This window comes from Alcanivorax sp. HI0007, assembly GCF_001635525.1.
Lineage (GTDB): Bacteria > Pseudomonadota > Gammaproteobacteria > Pseudomonadales > Alcanivoracaceae > Alcanivorax.
This window is the reverse complement of sequence record NZ_LWEJ01000264.1, coordinates 1-15,735: the sequence shown is the minus strand read 5'-3', so window position 1 is coordinate 15,735 and position 15,735 is coordinate 1. Positions and strand designations below refer to the sequence as shown.

13 protein-coding genes are annotated in these 15,735 nt (G+C 60.4%); 10 read left to right on the top strand and 3 right to left on the bottom strand.

Going from position 1 to position 15,735, the window contains the following annotated elements; genetic code table 11:
* Both A3714_RS15795 and A3714_RS15790 read right to left on the bottom strand, forming a co-directional pair.
* Positions 1 to 474: nucleotidyltransferase family protein (locus A3714_RS15795; protein WP_063527200.1), on the bottom strand; the 474-nt coding region annotated here is incomplete at its 3' end.
* Positions 471 to 1,469 carry an aminoglycoside phosphotransferase family protein gene (locus A3714_RS15790; RefSeq protein ID WP_063509965.1) on the bottom strand — a complete coding sequence of 333 codons (999 nt, stop codon included), beginning with the start codon at positions 1,467 to 1,469 and terminating at the stop codon, positions 471 to 473. The genes A3714_RS15795 and A3714_RS15790, both read right to left, overlap by 4 nt.
* 89 nt (positions 1,470 to 1,558) lie before the next feature.
* Between A3714_RS15790 and A3714_RS15785 the strand changes: the two genes are divergently transcribed.
* The 9 genes from A3714_RS15785 to A3714_RS15745 all read left to right on the top strand — a co-directional run bounded on the left by A3714_RS15785 (position 1,559) and on the right by A3714_RS15745 (position 13,387).
* On the top strand, positions 1,559 to 3,841 hold the full coding sequence (locus A3714_RS15785) for an LPS-assembly protein LptD (RefSeq protein WP_062815890.1): 2,283 nt from the start codon (positions 1,559 to 1,561) through the stop codon (positions 3,839 to 3,841).
* Positions 3,834 to 5,141 (top strand): peptidylprolyl isomerase, encoded by a 1,308-nt coding sequence (locus tag A3714_RS15780; protein ID WP_063509964.1) that lies wholly within the window; start codon positions 3,834 to 3,836, stop codon positions 5,139 to 5,141. The genes A3714_RS15785 and A3714_RS15780 overlap by 8 nt, the downstream gene beginning before the upstream one ends.
* A complete protein-coding gene (pdxA, locus tag A3714_RS15775; RefSeq protein ID WP_063509963.1) occupies positions 5,138 to 6,142 on the top strand; it encodes a 4-hydroxythreonine-4-phosphate dehydrogenase PdxA in 1,005 nt (334 codons plus the stop codon). The genes A3714_RS15780 and pdxA overlap by 4 nt, the downstream gene beginning before the upstream one ends.
* Entirely contained in the window at positions 6,139 to 6,933 is a 795-nt protein-coding gene (rsmA, locus tag A3714_RS15770; RefSeq protein ID WP_062815887.1) for a 16S rRNA (adenine(1518)-N(6)/adenine(1519)-N(6))-dimethyltransferase RsmA, read from the top strand. The genes pdxA and rsmA overlap by 4 nt, the downstream gene beginning before the upstream one ends.
* Before the next feature lie 87 nt (positions 6,934 to 7,020).
* On the top strand, positions 7,021 to 7,398 hold the full coding sequence (apaG, locus tag A3714_RS15765; RefSeq protein WP_062815886.1) for a Co2+/Mg2+ efflux protein ApaG: 378 nt from the start codon (positions 7,021 to 7,023) through the stop codon (positions 7,396 to 7,398).
* Positions 7,399 to 7,425: 27 nt separating this feature from the next.
* The gene (locus A3714_RS15760; protein WP_062815885.1) at positions 7,426 to 8,232 is read left to right on the top strand and encodes a symmetrical bis(5'-nucleosyl)-tetraphosphatase; all 807 of its coding nucleotides are present in this window, start codon (positions 7,426 to 7,428) and stop codon (positions 8,230 to 8,232) included.
* Positions 8,233 to 8,565: 333 nt separating this feature from the next.
* Positions 8,566 to 10,488, top strand: a complete 1,923-nt coding sequence (locus A3714_RS15755; RefSeq protein ID WP_062815884.1) for a PrkA family serine protein kinase — start codon at positions 8,566 to 8,568, stop codon at positions 10,486 to 10,488.
* Positions 10,489 to 10,586: 98 nt separating this feature from the next.
* A complete protein-coding gene (locus tag A3714_RS15750) occupies positions 10,587 to 11,870 on the top strand; it encodes a YeaH/YhbH family protein (protein WP_063508636.1) in 1,284 nt (427 codons plus the stop codon).
* Positions 11,867 to 13,387, top strand: coding sequence for a SpoVR family protein (locus A3714_RS15745; RefSeq protein WP_063508635.1), 1,521 nt, complete (start codon positions 11,867 to 11,869; stop codon positions 13,385 to 13,387). Before A3714_RS15750 ends, A3714_RS15745 begins: the two co-directional genes overlap by 4 nt.
* A gap of 203 nt (positions 13,388 to 13,590) precedes the next feature.
* Here the strand turns inward: A3714_RS15745 and A3714_RS15740 are convergent, their stop codons facing one another.
* Positions 13,591 to 14,508, bottom strand: coding sequence for a DMT family transporter (locus A3714_RS15740; protein ID WP_063508634.1), 918 nt, complete (start codon positions 14,506 to 14,508; stop codon positions 13,591 to 13,593).
* 416 nt (positions 14,509 to 14,924) lie between these two features.
* On the opposite strand from A3714_RS15740, the gene A3714_RS15735 reads away from it, so the two are divergent.
* Positions 14,925 to 15,735: multifunctional CCA addition/repair protein (locus A3714_RS15735; RefSeq protein ID WP_063527199.1), on the top strand; the 811-nt coding region annotated here is incomplete at its 3' end.

Sequence of the window (15,735 nt, the reverse complement as noted above, 5' to 3'; positions counted from 1 at the left end):
GGTCAGCCTGTGTTCGCCATTATCGCGCACCCGCCCCCCCTCTGTCAGATGAAAATCCCCACCCGGATGGTGGTCCGGGTTATCCACCAGCACCAGATGCACCGGGTCGGGCCGCTCGGTCACCAACCGGGACAGGTCAAAGTCGGTCCAGATATCGCCGTTGACCAGCACAAAGGGGGCATCCCCCAGCAAGGGCAGCGCCCGGCGAATGCCGCCGGCGGTTTCCAGCGGGGTACCTTCATGGGAATAGACGATGGGAATGCCAAAGCGCCGGCCATCGCCCAGGGTGGCGGCCAGCCGGTCGCCCAGCCAGCCGGTGTTGATCACCAGGGAATCGATGCCCCCATCGCGCAGTTTTTCGATGTGGTATTCGATCAGCGCCTTGCCCCCCGCCTGCAAAAGGGGCTTGGGGGTGTGGTCGGTGAGGGGCCGCATGCGCTTGCCGTAGCCGGCGGCAAGGATCATCGCCTTCACTCGTTGTCCTCGAGCTGATCCAGGATCCATTCCAGGTCCCCCAGCTCCGGACGGCGGGCGATGACGGTGCGCAGGTAGGCAAAGAACCGGGCCACATCGCCCAGGTATTTGGGTTTGCCGTCCCGGTGGCAGATGCGCGCAAAGATGCCGATCACCTTAAGGTGGCGCTGGGCGCCCATCAGGTCGCAATCGCGCAGGAAGGTATCGAACTCCGCCGGCACCGGCAGGCCTGCGGCGGTGGCCTTGTCGAAATACTCCCGCAGCCAGCCCAGCACCCGCGCTTCTGGCCAGCTGATAAAGGCATCCTTGAACAGGCTGATCACGTCATAACTAATGGGCCCGGCCACCGCGTCCTGGAAGTCCAGCACCCCGGGGTTGGGGTCGGACACCATCAGGTTGCGGGGCATGTAGTCCCGGTGCACGAACACCTGCGGCTGGGCCAGGGCCGATTCGATCAGCACGGTAAACACCCGGTCCAGACGCTGGCGCAGCTCGCCGGTGACCACCTTTTCCCGATGGCGAAACAGGTACCACTGGGGAAACAGCTCCAGTTCCCGCTGCAGCAGGGCCTCATCGTAGACCGGCAGGCCAGCCACATCGGTATGCAATTGCTGGGTAATCAGGGTATCGATGGCGGCGCTGTACCAGGCATCCGCATTACCCTCATTGAGGGCGGTGAGCCAGGTCTCATTGCCCATGTCGGTGAGCAACAGGAAGCCCTGCTGCAGATCCTGATGAACGATTTCCGGCACATGCAGGCCGGCACGCTGAAGACGCCGGGCCACATCAATAAAGGGGCGGCAATCTTCCTGGGCCGGTGGCGCATCCATGGCGATCAGGCTGCGGCCATCGTGCTGATAACGGAAATAGCGGCGAAAGCTGGCGTCCGCAGAGGCCGGCACACCCGCCAGCTCAGCGCCAATGTGAGCGCTTACCCACTGATCGAGAGCCTGCTTACGCAGATCTACGTGAGAATTACTTTTATCAGGCTGCATTGCCTTCCTTGTTCCATTACACTGCCGCTTTTACCGCGCCAGTTATCCGCGCGGTGCAAAACGGCCTTTTTACCTGTTCTGAGCAGCCGATGCCACTGCCCGTACAACGAATTCTGATCCCTGGCCTGCTGCTTCTGGCAGGCACCAGTACCGCGGACAACGACCTCAACTGGGTTGACCGCGAAGAAATGGCCACGTTCCCCGCCGTGCAACAGCGCAGCATTCCGGAATGGTGTGGCGGCATCTACTATAACCCCGCCGTGGGCATTCCTGTGGAAGGCAGCGACACCGTGGTCACCGCTGACCACTCCACCATGTCGCAGAATGGCCTGATCGAGCTGGATGGCGACGTGCTGATCGAACAGCCCGGCAGCCGCATTACCACCGACAGCGCCCAACTGGACCAGGCCACGGGCAAGTTCCAGCTGGAAAACGGCATGCGTCTGGAAAGCGACCAGGCCACTTTTATTGCCTCCAGCATGAGCGGCCAGACCCGCCGCAAGGAAGGCAGCCTGCTGGGGGTGCGCTATTCCCTGTTCAACACCGCCGCCCGGGGCAGCGCCGACTACATCTTCCTCAATGAGACCACCACCACCATTACCCGTGGCTCCTATACCACCTGTGCGCCGGGCTCCAATGGCTGGTCACTGGAAGGGGAGCGGATTTTCCTGGACCGGGAAAAGGGCTGGGGCGAAGCCAACAATGTGGTGCTGAAAGTCAAAAGCATGCCGATCTTCTGGCTGCCCTGGCTGACCTTCCCCATTGATGACCGGCGCAAGACCGGCCTGCTGTTCCCCACCATCGCCATCGGCGACAGCAGCGGCGGCCTGGATATTACCCAACCGATCTACGTGAACATCCACCCACAGCTGGATGCCACCATCGGGCCCCGCTTTATTGATGGCCGTGGCGAAGGGGTGGACTCCGAATTCCGCTATCTGACGCCCTGGGGCGAAGGCGACATCAGCTACGGGGTGCTGTTCAACGACCGCAAGTTTGATGATGAAGACCGCCAGGTGGCCCGCTGGAGCCACCGGGGCAATATCAACCGCTGGAACCTGAAGACCGACTTCAACTATGTGTCGGATGACTTCTACTTCAAGGATCTGGATACCGGTCTGGAGATCAGCTCCCAGACGCACCTGCCCCGGCTGGCGGAAGCCCGCTATTACGGCCGCACCTGGCAGGTACTGGGGCGCATGCAGTCCTGGCAGACCATCGACCCGACCCTGGAGGATCAGGACCTGCCCTACCGTCGTCTGCCCCAGCTGCAGCTCACCGGCGACCCAACCCTGTATGGCCCTCTCAAGGGGCTGTGGCTGTCGGACATCACCTCCTTTGAGCGCAGCGGTTCCGATGACAGCGGCAAGGCCACCGGCCTGCGCGCCCACGCGGCCCCGGCCCTGAACCTGCGCCTGCAGAAGCCCTGGGGCTATCTGGAACCCCGCGCCCGGCTGTATCACACCCGTTATGAGCTGGACAGCGTGGACGCCAACGCCGAGGACAATCCGGATATCACTACCTGGGGCGCCAGCCTGGACTCCGGTCTGTTCTTCGAGCGCCCCAGCCGCTGGCTCGGCGAGGATTACACCCAGACCCTGGAACCGCGTCTGTTCGTCAACAAGGTGGCCTACAAGAATCAGGACTTCCTGCCCAACTTTGACAGCCGCGAGCTCACCTTTTCCTACAACTCCCTGTTCCGGGAAAACCGCTTTATCGGCTATGACCGCATCGGCGATGAGGAAAAACTGGCGCTGGGCCTGACCAGCCGTTTCCTCCATGATGCCACCGGCCGCGAACAGCTGCGGCTGCGGGTGGCCCAGGGGTTCTACTTCGAAGATCGCAAGGTAACCACCGAACAGACCGTGGAAGACCCCACCGATGACCAGACACCACTGGTGGGCGACGCCCGATGGAACTTTGCCCGTGACTGGTACCTCTACACTGAAGCCCAATGGGATCTGGAAGAAAACGAGCGGGAACGCTCCAGCTTCCAGATCGGTTACAACGACCGGGAACGCCGGGTGGTCAATCTGGGTTATCACGACCGCCCCGAAGACGACATCCGCGAATCGGAAATCAGCGGCATCCTGCCAATACATCGCCACTGGCGCATGGTGGGCCGCTGGATGTACGACCTGGAAAACAAGCGCACTCTGGAAACCATCGCCGGGGCCGAATACCGCAATTGCTGCTGGAAACTGCGCCTGCTGAGTCAGCGGGAGCTGGTGGACGATGACGGCGACGGCGATCTGGAGGCGGACAGCACCATCTGGTTACAGATCCAGATGGTCGGCCTGGGTGGCTTCGGCGGCCAGGTGGATGCCCTGCTGGAGCGCAGTATTCCGGGATACAGGAGACAGTATGATTAAGACAACCCTGCACGCCAGACACACTCTGCTTGGCCTGCTGACCATGGTCGCGCTGATGGTGCCGGTCTGGTCCCATGCCAAGGTGCAGATGCTCGATCGCATTGTGGCCGTGGTCAACGACGGCGCCATCATGGCCAGCGAGCTGGATGAACGCATCAACACCATTGCCCTGCAGTTCCAGGAAAAGGGCCAGCCACTGCCGCCCCCGGCGGTGATGCGCGAGCAGGTCCTCGACCGCATGATCCTGGAGCGCCTGCAACTCCAGCTCGCCGACCGGGCCGGTATCAAGGTGGATGACGCCACCCTCAACCAGGCCCTGGCCGGCATTGCCCGCCAGAACGGCATGACCCTGGAAGATTTCGCCGGCGCCCTGCGCCAGGATGGCTACAACTGGGCCCAGTTCCGTGAACAGATCCGTGAGGACATGCTGATTTCCCGTCTGCAACAGCGCAGCGTGGCGTCGCGCATCCGCATTACCGACCGGGAAGTGGACCGTTTCCTGAGCTCGGAAATGGGCAAGCAAATGTTCGAAGCCGATTTTCGTCTGGGGCACATCCTGGTGCGCGTCCCTGCCGGTGCCAGCCCGGAGGTGGTGCAGGCCGCCCGCCAGAAAGCCGAAGGCATTGTGGAACGGCTGAACAAGGGTAGCGATTTCCAGCAGCTGGCCACCGCCGAATCCGATGGCCCCAAGGCGCTGGAAGGGGGCGACCTGGGCTGGCGCCCGGCGGCCCAGTGGCCCAGCCTGTTTGCGGAAACTGCCATCGACATGGACAAGGGCGAGATTTCCCCGCCCCTGCGCTCCGGCGCCGGCTTCCACATTCTCAAGCTGATGGACCGCAAGGGCGGTGTCGAGAAAGTGGTCACCCAGTATCAGGTCCGCCACATTCTGATCAAACCCGACGCCCTGATCAGTGCCGAGGAGGCCCGCGACAAGGCCATTCGCCTGCATGACAGCATTGCCGAGGGCAAGCAGGACTTTGCCACGGTGGCCGCAGAACATTCCGATGATCCGGGCAGCGCCCGCAACGGCGGCGAACTGGGCTGGATCACCCGGGGCGAGATGGTGCCGGAATTCGAGGACATGATGCTCAATACCCCGATGGGGGAACTGTCGCCGGTCTTTGAAAGCCAGTTCGGCTGGCACTTCCTGCGCGTGGACGCTACCCGCGATGCGGACATGAGCGAGGAATTCCGCCGTATGCAGGCCACCCAGGCCCTGCAGAAACGACGCTTCGAAGAAGAGCTGGAAACCTGGCTGCAGGAGCAGCGCAGCGAGTCCTACGTGGATATCCGCTTATGAGTCTGGCGTCTGACGCCGGACGTCTGACGCCAGAGCGTCCCATCGCCATCACCTGCGGAGACCCGGCAGGCATCGGCCCCGACCTGGTGCTGACCCTGCCGGCTTCCTTCCCGGATGCCCCGCTGGTTGCCATCGGTGACCGTGACGTCCTGAAAGACCGAGCCTCCCGGCTCAGCCTGACGGTCACCCTCTCCGACTGGCAACCCGGGCAACCATTGGCGCCCGGCACCCTGCCGGTATGGCACACCCCGGCTGGGGCGCCGGTCACTGCCGGCCAGCCGGACCCGGCCACCGCCAGCGGCACGCTTGCCCTGCTGACCCGCGCCGCCCAGGGCTGCCTGGACAACACCTTCGCGGCCATGGTGACCGCCCCGGTGGCCAAGAACGTGATTTGCGAAGGGGCCGACCCGGCCTTCACCGGCCATACCGAGTTTCTCGCCGAACAGGCCGGGGTGGACCAGGTAGTCATGATGCTCACCGCCCGCGAATTGCGCGTGGCCCTGGTCACCACCCATCTGCCACTCAGTCAGGTGCCCCGGGCAATCACCGCAGACAGCCTGACCCGCACGTTGACCATTCTGCGCAACGACCTGATCGGCAAGTACCGCATTGATGAACCCCGTATTCTGGTGCTCGGGCTCAATCCCCATGCCGGCGAAGGGGGTCACCTGGGCCGCGAGGAACTGGACGTGATCATTCCCACCCTGGAAGCCCTGCGCGGCCAGGGCATGGCCCTCACCGGCCCGCTGCCGGCGGATACCGCCTTCCAGCCGGACCTGCTGGCAAAACATGATGCGGTGCTGGCCATGTACCACGATCAGGGTTTGCCCGTCCTCAAGTACGCCGGCTTTGGCGAAGCCATCAACATTACCCTGGGGCTGCCCTTTATCCGCACCTCGGTGGATCATGGCACCGCTTTCGACCTGGCTGGCACCGGCACGGCCAAGGCCGGCAGCCTGATCGCCGCCACCCGACTCGCTCTGGAGCTTGCCGCCACATGACAGAACATCGCACCCGCAAACGTTTCGGCCAGCACTTCCTGCATGACCGCAACCTGGTGGACCGCATGGTGCGCACCCTGGGGCTGCAGCAGGACGACACCCTGGTTGAAATTGGCCCCGGCCGTGGCGCACTTACCTACCCGCTGCTGGAAGAGATACCTCACCTGCACGTGGTGGAACTGGACCGGGACCTGATTGCCCTGCTGCGCCAGGAAAACAGCCCGGAACGCCTGACCATCCATGAAAGCGATGCCCTGCGCTTCGACTTCCGCACCCTGAAACCGGCGGACAAGCCGCTGCGGGTCATCGGTAACCTGCCCTACAACATTTCCACCCCGCTGATCTTCCACCTGCTCAGCCAGGCGGACGCCATCAGCGACATGACCTTCATGTTGCAGAAGGAAGTGGTGGACCGGCTCACCGCCAGCCCCGGCACCCGGGACTGGGGGCGCCTGTCGATCATGGTCCAGTACCATTGTCAGGCGGACTATCTGTTCTTTGTGCCACCGGGCGCCTTCAGCCCGCCGCCCAAGGTGGATTCCGCCGTGGTGCGCCTGATTCCCCACGCCAGCCCGCCCCATCCGGCAAACGATGAAGAGCACCTGCGCCGACTGGTGGCCCAGGCCTTCACTCAACGACGCAAGGCCATCCGCAATAGTCTAAAATCCCAGGTAACGCTGGAGCAGTTCGAACAGGCAGGCATCGACGCCGGTCTGCGCCCGGACCAGCTCACCGTGGCGGACTATGTGACCCTGGCCAATCTCACCTGCCCCGGGGCAGGCAACGCCTAACGGGCCACTCTGTCACGTCAGCGTCCGCCGGGTAACCGGCATCGGGTGGCATCACCCTTCAGCGAGAATCACATCAACGGAGCAATCATGAGCCCGCGCCACAATATTCAGGTCTCGGTGGAAACCGAATTCCTTGCCGATCAGAGCGATCCGGACAGCCAGCGCTGGGTGTTTGCCTATCACATCACCATTCGCAATGAAGGCACCGTCAGTGCCCGCCTGCTCACCCGCCACTGGGTGATCACCGACGGCGAGGACCGTGTCCAGGAAGTCCACGGCGAAGGCGTTATCGGCGAACAGCCCCATATCGCGCCGGGCCAGACATTTTCCTATACCAGCGGCGCCATCCTGGAAACCGAGGTTGGCAGCATGCGCGGCAGTTACCAGATGATTGGAGAAGATGGCACTCACTTCGATGCAGAAATCCCCATGTTCACCCTGGCGGTGCCCCATGCACTGCATTAATCCCGGCATGCAAGGCGGAGGCAACTCTTGAGCGATTACGCCATCGGCGATCTGCAGGGCTGCCTGGCGCCGTTCGACTGCCTGCTGGAGCGGATCGGGTTTAATGCCGATCGTGACCGGCTGTTCCTGGCCGGCGATCTGGTCAATCGGGGCCCGGACTCCCTGGGGACCCTGCGCCGTGTTTACGCGCTACGCGATAATGTGCATACGGTATTGGGCAATCACGACCTCCATCTGCTGGCCGTGGCCCAGGGGAGCACCGACAGCCGTCGCAAGGACACTCTCACGGATATCCTCGAGGCCCCTGACCGCAACGCCCTGCTGGGCTGGCTGCAGGATTGTCCGTTACTGATTGATATCCCGGAACACCAGGCAGTGATGACCCATGCTGGCATTCCGCCACTGTGGACACTGTCGCAAGCCCGGGAGCGGGCCCGGGAAGTGGAGCAGGTACTGCGTGGGCCACAGGTAGGCGAATATTTTGCCCACATGTACGGCAACCAGCCGGCCGGCTGGGACGACGCGCTGCAAGGCCCGGAGCGCTGGCGCGTCATCACCAATCACTTTACCCGCATGCGTTTTGTGAACCTGGCCGGCGAACTGGATCTGGCCACCAAGGGGGAAGCCGATGCCCCCCCAGCGGGCTTTATGCCCTGGTTCCAGCACCCGGATCGTCAGGTGACGGATACCCGTATCCTGTTTGGCCACTGGGCGGCACTGGAAGGCAATACCCACGTGGCCGGCGTCGACGCCCTGGATACCGGCTGTGTCTGGGGTGGCAGCCTCACCGCCTTGCGCCTGGACGACCTGACCCGCTTCGCCTGTCACTGCTGATCCCCGGCACCGGCAGGCAAGGCCCTGCCGGCTGCATTCCGTCCTTCCGTTTCCCCCTTGTGACCGACCGCCTCCCGGCCTGTCAGACATTCGCCACACTTCGTCCTTTTTCTGCAAAAAAAAATTTCCTTCCGCTTTGACTTCCTCGGCCGTTTGGCTACATGCTAAAGACGTGACTGCACGGTCAGCCCTGCGCACACGAATCCCCATTTTCATTTTTTATTTACACGACTTTTTTTATTAATGAGAAAAGTGATCAAGGCATCTACCAAGGACACGTACCCCATGTAGTTTTGTTGTGACCATTGTTGGTTCCGCCAGGAGGAAGCAGGCATGAGCATTATCAGCCACTACCAGGCCCGGTTTGAGAGCACCCAGCAGGAAGAGATGTCGCTGGAAGAATACCTGGAGCTGTGCAAGCGCGATCCCAGCGCCTACGCCACCGCCCCCGAACGCATGCTCATGGCCATCGGCGAGCCGGAGATGGTCGACACTGCCAAGGACCCCCGCCTGTCACGCATCTTCTCCAACAAGGTCATACGTCGTTACCCTGCCTTCGACGAGTTCTACGGCCTGGAAGAGGTCATCGAGAATATCGTCAGCTACTTCCGCCATGCGGCCCAGGGGCTGGAAGAAAAGAAACAGATTCTGTATCTGCTGGGCCCGGTGGGGGGCGGCAAATCTTCCCTGGCGGAAAAGCTCAAGGCGCTGATGCAGAAAGTGCCCTTCTACGCCATCAAGGGCTCCCCGGTGAACGACTCTCCCCTGTCCCTGTTTGATCCGGAGGAAGATGCTCCCATCCTGGAAGAGGAATACGGCATCCCACGCCGCTATATCCGCACCATCATGTCTCCCTGGGCGGTAAAACGGTTACATGAATTCGGCGGCGATATCAGCCAGTTCCGGGTGGTCAAACGCTATCCTTCGATTCTGGATCAGGTGGGCGTGGCCAAGACCGAGCCGGGCGACGAGAACAACCAGGATATTTCGGCCCTGGTGGGCAAGGTGGACATCCGCAAGCTGGAAGACTTCTCCCAGGATGATCCGGATGCCTACTCCTTCTCCGGCGGGCTGTGCCGGGCCAATCAGGGTATTCTGGAATTCGTGGAGATGTTCAAGGCACCGATCAAGGTGCTGCATCCATTGCTGACAGCAACCCAGGAAGGCAATTACAACGGCACGGAACACATGGGCGCGATTCCCTTCGACGGGATCGTTCTGGCCCACTCCAATGAAGCAGAGTGGCATACCTTCAAAAACAACAAGAACAACGAGGCCTTTATCGACCGGGTCTATATCGTCAAGGTGCCTTACTGCCTGCGTGTCACCGAAGAAATGCAGATTTACGAAAAGCTGCTGCGCAATTCCAGTCTGCGCGACGCCCATTGCGCACCGGATACCCTGCACATGCTGGCCCAGTTCTCGACCCTGACTCGCCTCAAGGAACCGGAGAATTCCAGCATCTACTCCAAGATGCGGGTCTATGATGGTGAGAACCTGAAGGATGTGGATCCCCACGCCAAGTCGATTCAGGAATACCACGACATGGCCGGTGTGGATGAAGGCATGAACGGCCTATCCACCCGCTTCGCGTTCAAGATTCTGTCCAAGGTATTCAACTACGATCACTCCGAGGTGGCCGCCAACCCGGTACACCTGATTCATGTACTGGAACAACGCATCGATCAGGAGCAATTCCCCCAGGACCGCCAGGAGCAATACCGGAGATTCATCAAGGAATACCTGGTACCCCGTTACGTGGAATTTATCGGCAAGGAAATCCAGACCGCTTACCTGGAATCCTACTCCGAATATGGCCAGAACATCTTCGACCGCTACGTGACCTATGCCGATTTCTGGATTCAGGACCAGGAATTCCGCGACCCGGACACGGGAGAAATTTTCGATCGCCAGGCTCTCAACGAAGACCTGGAAAAGATCGAAAAACCGGCGGGCATTTCCAACCCCAAGGACTTCCGCAACGAGGTGGTCAACTTCGTACTCCGCGCCCGCGCCAACAATCACGGCAAGAACCCGAGCTGGCTCAGCTACCAAAAGCTCCGCGACGTGATCGAGAAGAAAATGTTCTCCAACACGGAAGACCTGCTGCCGGTGATTTCCTTCAATGCCAAGGGCAGCGAAGACGACCAGCGCAAGCACAACAATTTCGTGCAACGCATGGTCTCCCGCGGCTACACGGAAAAGCAGGTACGCCTGCTGTCGGAATGGTATCTACGGGTACGCAAGGCGCAGTAGAACGCTGTAGGAGCGCCGCTTGAGGCGCAACCCAGCTGTGCCAATTCGCGCCTCAAGCGGCGCTCCTACAATGCCGTCGGTGAAGTCGGGAGAAGCGAATGAGCTACATCATTGATCGCCGCCTGAACGACAAGCGCAAGAGCACCGTCAATCGCCAGCGCTTTTTGCGTCGTTATCGCAAGCATATCCGTGAAGCGGTCAACGATGCCGTCAACCGTCGTTCCATCAAGGACATGGAACAGGGCGAGCGCATCAGCATCCCTCGCAAGGACCTGTCCGAGCCCATCTTCCACCATGGCCCTGGCGGCCAGCGCAGCATTGTTCATCCCGGCAACAAGGAATTTCATCAGGGTGACCGGATTGCTCGCCCGGAAGGCGGAGGCGGCCAGGGCGCCGGCGATGGCCAGGCCAGCAATCAGGGGGACGGCGAGGACGCCTTCGCCTTTGAAATCGACAAACAGGAGTTTCTCAACTTCCTGTTTGAAGATCTGGAGCTGCCCAATCTGGTAAAACGCCATATGGAAGGCGCCCAGACCTTCCAGACCAAACATGGTGGCATTGTCAGCCAGGGCATGCCCGCCAAGATCAATATTGTCCGCTCCATGCGCCAGGCATCCATGCGACGCCGAGCGCTCACCGCCGCCACGCGCCGCCGTATCCGGGACCTGAAAGCAGAGCGCGAGGCGCTTTTGCAACAGGACCAGTCACCACAACGCCAGGCACGTCTGCAGGAACTGGACGAGCAGATTGCCAAACTGGAGCGGCGGGTGGAACGCATCCCGTTTCTGGATACCGTGGACCTTCGCTTCAACCATCATGTCAAAGTGCCGGTGCCGGTGAGTCGCGCCGTCATGTTCTGCATCATGGATGTGTCCGGTTCCATGAATCAGGACATGAAAGATCTGGCCAAACGCTTCTTCCTGCTGCTGTATCTGTTTCTGCAACGCAATTACGAAAAGATTGAGGTGGTGTTTATCCGCCACCACACCAGCGCCAAGGAAGTGGATGAAGAGGAGTTTTTCTATTCCCGGGAGACCGGCGGCACCATTGTCTCCAGCGCCCTGAAACTCACCCGCGATATCATCAATGACCGTTACCCGGTGACGGAATGGAATATCTATGCGGCCCAGGCCTCCGACGGCGACAACTGGAACGACGACTCCCCCGCCTGCGCCAAACTGATTGAGGAAGAACTGCTCCCCAAACTGCAGTACTTCTCCTACGTGGAAGTGATGCCACGGGCTCACCAGGCCCTCTGGGATCATTACCAGAGCATCATGGCAAAGCACCCCGCCGCCTTCTCCATGGCACAGATTGATGAGCCCGGTGAGATCTACCCGGTCTTCCGGCATCTTTTCAAGAAACGCATGGAGGATGCATGAGCCGCTATCTCTCCGAAGGGTCCGACTGGGATTTCGAACTGCTGGCACGCTATGACGAGGCTATCGCCGACATCGCCCACAATAAATATGGCCTGGATACTTACCCCAATCAGATCGAGGTCATTTCCTCCGAGCAGATGATGGACGCCTACTCCTCGGTGGGCATGCCGGTGGGTTACAACCACTGGTCCTTCGGCAAGCAATTCGTGGAGGTGGAAGGCCGCTATCGGCGAGGGCAGATGGGGCTGGCCTATGAGATCGTCATCAACTCCGACCCCTGCATTGCTTACCTGATGGAAGAAAACAGTATCGCCATGCAGGCCCTGGTGATTGCTCATGCCAGCTACGGACACAACTCTTTTTTCAAGAACAATTACCTGTTCAAGACCTGGACTGATGCCTCGTCCATCATTGATTACCTGGTATTCGCACGAAACTATATCGCCGATTGCGAAATGCGCCACGGCGTCACTGCCGTGGAGGAAACCCTGGATTCCTGCCATGCGCTGATGAATTACGGGGTAGATCGCTACAAGCGCCCCTCACCGATTTCTGCCGTGGAAGAAAAGCGTCGCCAGAGAGAACGGGAAGAGTCACTGCAGAAGCAGGTTTCAGAGTTGTGGCGCACTTTCCCGCAATTACAGCCGGCGACCCAACTGCGCGAGGAAAACGACACCTTCCCCGCCGAACCCCAGGAAAACCTGCTCTATTTTCTGGAAAAAAATGCCCCACTGCTAAAACCCTGGCAGCGGGAGATCATCCGCATCGTGCGCAAGATGGCCCAGTATTTCTATCCCCAACGCCAGACCAAGGTCATGAACGAGGGCTGGGCCTGCCTGTGGCACTACACCCTGCTCAATGATCTCTACGACAAGGGTCTGGTCACCGATGGTTTCATGCTGGAGTTTCTGCAGAATCACAGCCAGGTGATCTATCAGCCGCCCTTCACCGCGCCTTTCTACGGCGGTATGAACCCCTATGCGCTGGGCTTCAACATGTTCCAGGATATCCGTCGCATCTGCGAAAACCCGGATGACGAGGACCGGGAATGGTTCCCGGAGATTGCCGGCTCCGACTGGGTGGAAACCGTGAAATTTGCCATGGAGAGTTTCAAGGACGAAAGCTTCATTCAGCAGTTCCTGTCACCGCGACTGATCCGCTACTTCAAGTTCTTCCAGATCGACGATGACGACCGCAACGACTACGTAGAGGTGGCCGCCATTCATAATGAACAGGGCTACCGCAAGGTCCGCGACGCCCTGGCCGAGCAGTACAACCTGAGCATTCAGGAACCCAACATCCAGATCGTCCGCGCCAACGTCCATGGTGACCGGGCCCTGACTCTGCGTCATCAACGCAGCAGTGGACGTCCCCTGGATGATGACAGCGCCCGGGAAGTCCTCCGCCACCTGCATCGCCTGTGGAAATTCGACGTGCACCTGGAAAGCGTGGAGAACGGCACCGTAGTCAGCCATCACAGCATGCCGCCGGAACCGGCTCCTGCCGTTTCTTCGTAACCCATAGCCTGTGCCGCGAGAGGGAACGGCAAAGGTCGCGGCCATCAGGAAATCCCGTAACAACCAGAATGTGCAGGGTGCACTGAGCCCAAGCGAACTGCACCAACCCAGGGCCGCAGCGGTGCCGTTCGCTTGCGCTCAGTGCACCCTGAAAGTGCCGCTTACTCAAAACATCCAAAATCGTTCGAGCCGCGATGCCACTTTCAACTTTCCACTTGAAACTGCTTTATCTGTCGCCGCACCTGATGATCCCCCAGCACAAACAGGGATAACGCCAGCACAATCACCCCCGCGCCGATCAGGACCATGCTCCCCAGCTTTTCACCATTGAGCAGATTACCCAGCGTCAGCGCCAACACCGGCGTAATCAGGGTCACCAGGGCCACCGTGGCAGCAGGCAGCCGCGACAGAATCTGGAAATAGCAGTAGAAGCCCAGCAGGGACCCGAACACGGCCAGATAAATAATCGCGGAAAGCCCGCGCAGATCACCGCTATACGCAAAGGTCTGACCGGCAATCAACATGGCAACCCCATAGCAGGGCAATGACAGAATTAGCCCACCCACGGTTTGCTGCATGGGCTGCAAACCGGCGGCGACCCGCTGGACGGCAATACCGCTACCGGCAAACAGGGTTACCGCGGACAACATCCACACGAGTCCACTGCCCCGCTCACCCAGCGCTGCCCCTCCCAACAGCCCGGCCAGGCTCTCATCAAACACCAGTGCCAGCCCCAACAGGCCGAGCAGACAAGCGCTCCAGTGCCAGCCGTTCAGGCGAACGCTGCCCGGCAGGCTCTGCATCATCAGACCGGAAATCAATGGTGCCAGGCCAAAAATCACGGAAATCAGCCCGGAGGGCAAAGAGGTCGCCGCCATGTAACTGCATGCCATGGCTCCGAATATGCCCGGCAAGGCAACGGTATAACTCAGCAGGGCCCGGCCATGCAGGGGCAATGTCTGACGTTTCCAGCTCAACCACAACATCCCCAGCAGCGCAGCAATCGCCATACGCACCCCGGCCGCCGCCAGCGGCGCCATGGCGTCACCACTCCATTTAATCCCCAGCGGCGTAGTCGCCCACACCGCCACCACGATCAAATATGCTACCAGGGTTGGCATGTCGTTCTCCTTGGTTGAGGAGCAAGTTGAAAGTTCAAAGTTGAAAGGCGCGGTGGGTACTGGTGCCAATCAAAAACCTCCTCAGCCGCGCCGCAAAGCGAGAAAACCATGTTTCACACTCTTTCCCTTTGCGGCGCGGTGGTCGCGATCAATGATTGGCAGCTGGCTTTCACGAGCTTTTCAACTTTGAACTTTCAACTTGCAACTGATTAACGACCTGCCACCTTTCCAAAAACACAAAAAAAGGCCGCAGGTCAGGGACACTGCGGCCTTTTGCAAAACTGAAACTATCAGTCACACAGCCGCGATCCCTGCGCACGCCATTTGCGTGCACAGCGGTCTGCGACCAGCATGTGTAGTTTCAGTACGATAGAAAGCATGCGACCATTCTGTCCAAGATAACGAGAGCGCACAAGATGAAAATTTATCTGGTGGGTGGCGCCGTGCGGGATGCATTACTGGGACTCCCGGTAACCGAAAGAGACTGGGTTGTCGTCGGCGCGACTCCCGACGACATGCAGGCCAGGGGGTTCCGCCCGGTGGGCCAGGACTTCCCCGTCTTTCTGCATCCGAAAACCCAGGAGGAATACGCCCTGGCACGGACCGAGCGCAAGTCCGGCCACGGTTATGGCGGTTTCACCTTTCACGCGGCACCGGACGTCAGTCTCGAGGATGATCTGGTGCGTCGTGATCTGACCATCAATGCCATGGCCCGGGAAGAGGGGGGCCGGGTGGTTGATCCTTTCAACGGTCGCATTGATCTCAAAGCGCGCCTGTTACGCCATGTCTCACCGGCCTTTGCCGAAGATCCCTTGCGTGTATTGCGGGTGGCCCGGTTTGCCGCGCGCTACCACTGGCTGGGATTCCGGGTGGCCGATGACACCCTGGCCTTGATGCGACAACTGGCTGACAGCGGCGAGCTGGATTACCTGGTGCCGGAACGGGTCTGGAAGGAAACCAGCCGGGCGCTGATGGAGCGGGACCCGCAGGTCTTTTTTCAGGTATTGCATGCCTGCGGCGCACTGAAAGTGTTGCTACCGGAACTGGCGGCTCTGGACGGCGTGCCGCAACCGGAGCAACACCATCCGGAAGTGGACACCCTGGTGCACCAATGGCTGTGTCTGGAACAGGCCAGTCGACTGAACCTGCCGTTGACGGCACGTTACGCCGTCCTCTGCCACGATCTGGGCAAGGGCAAGACACCCGAGGAAGAATGGCCCCGACATA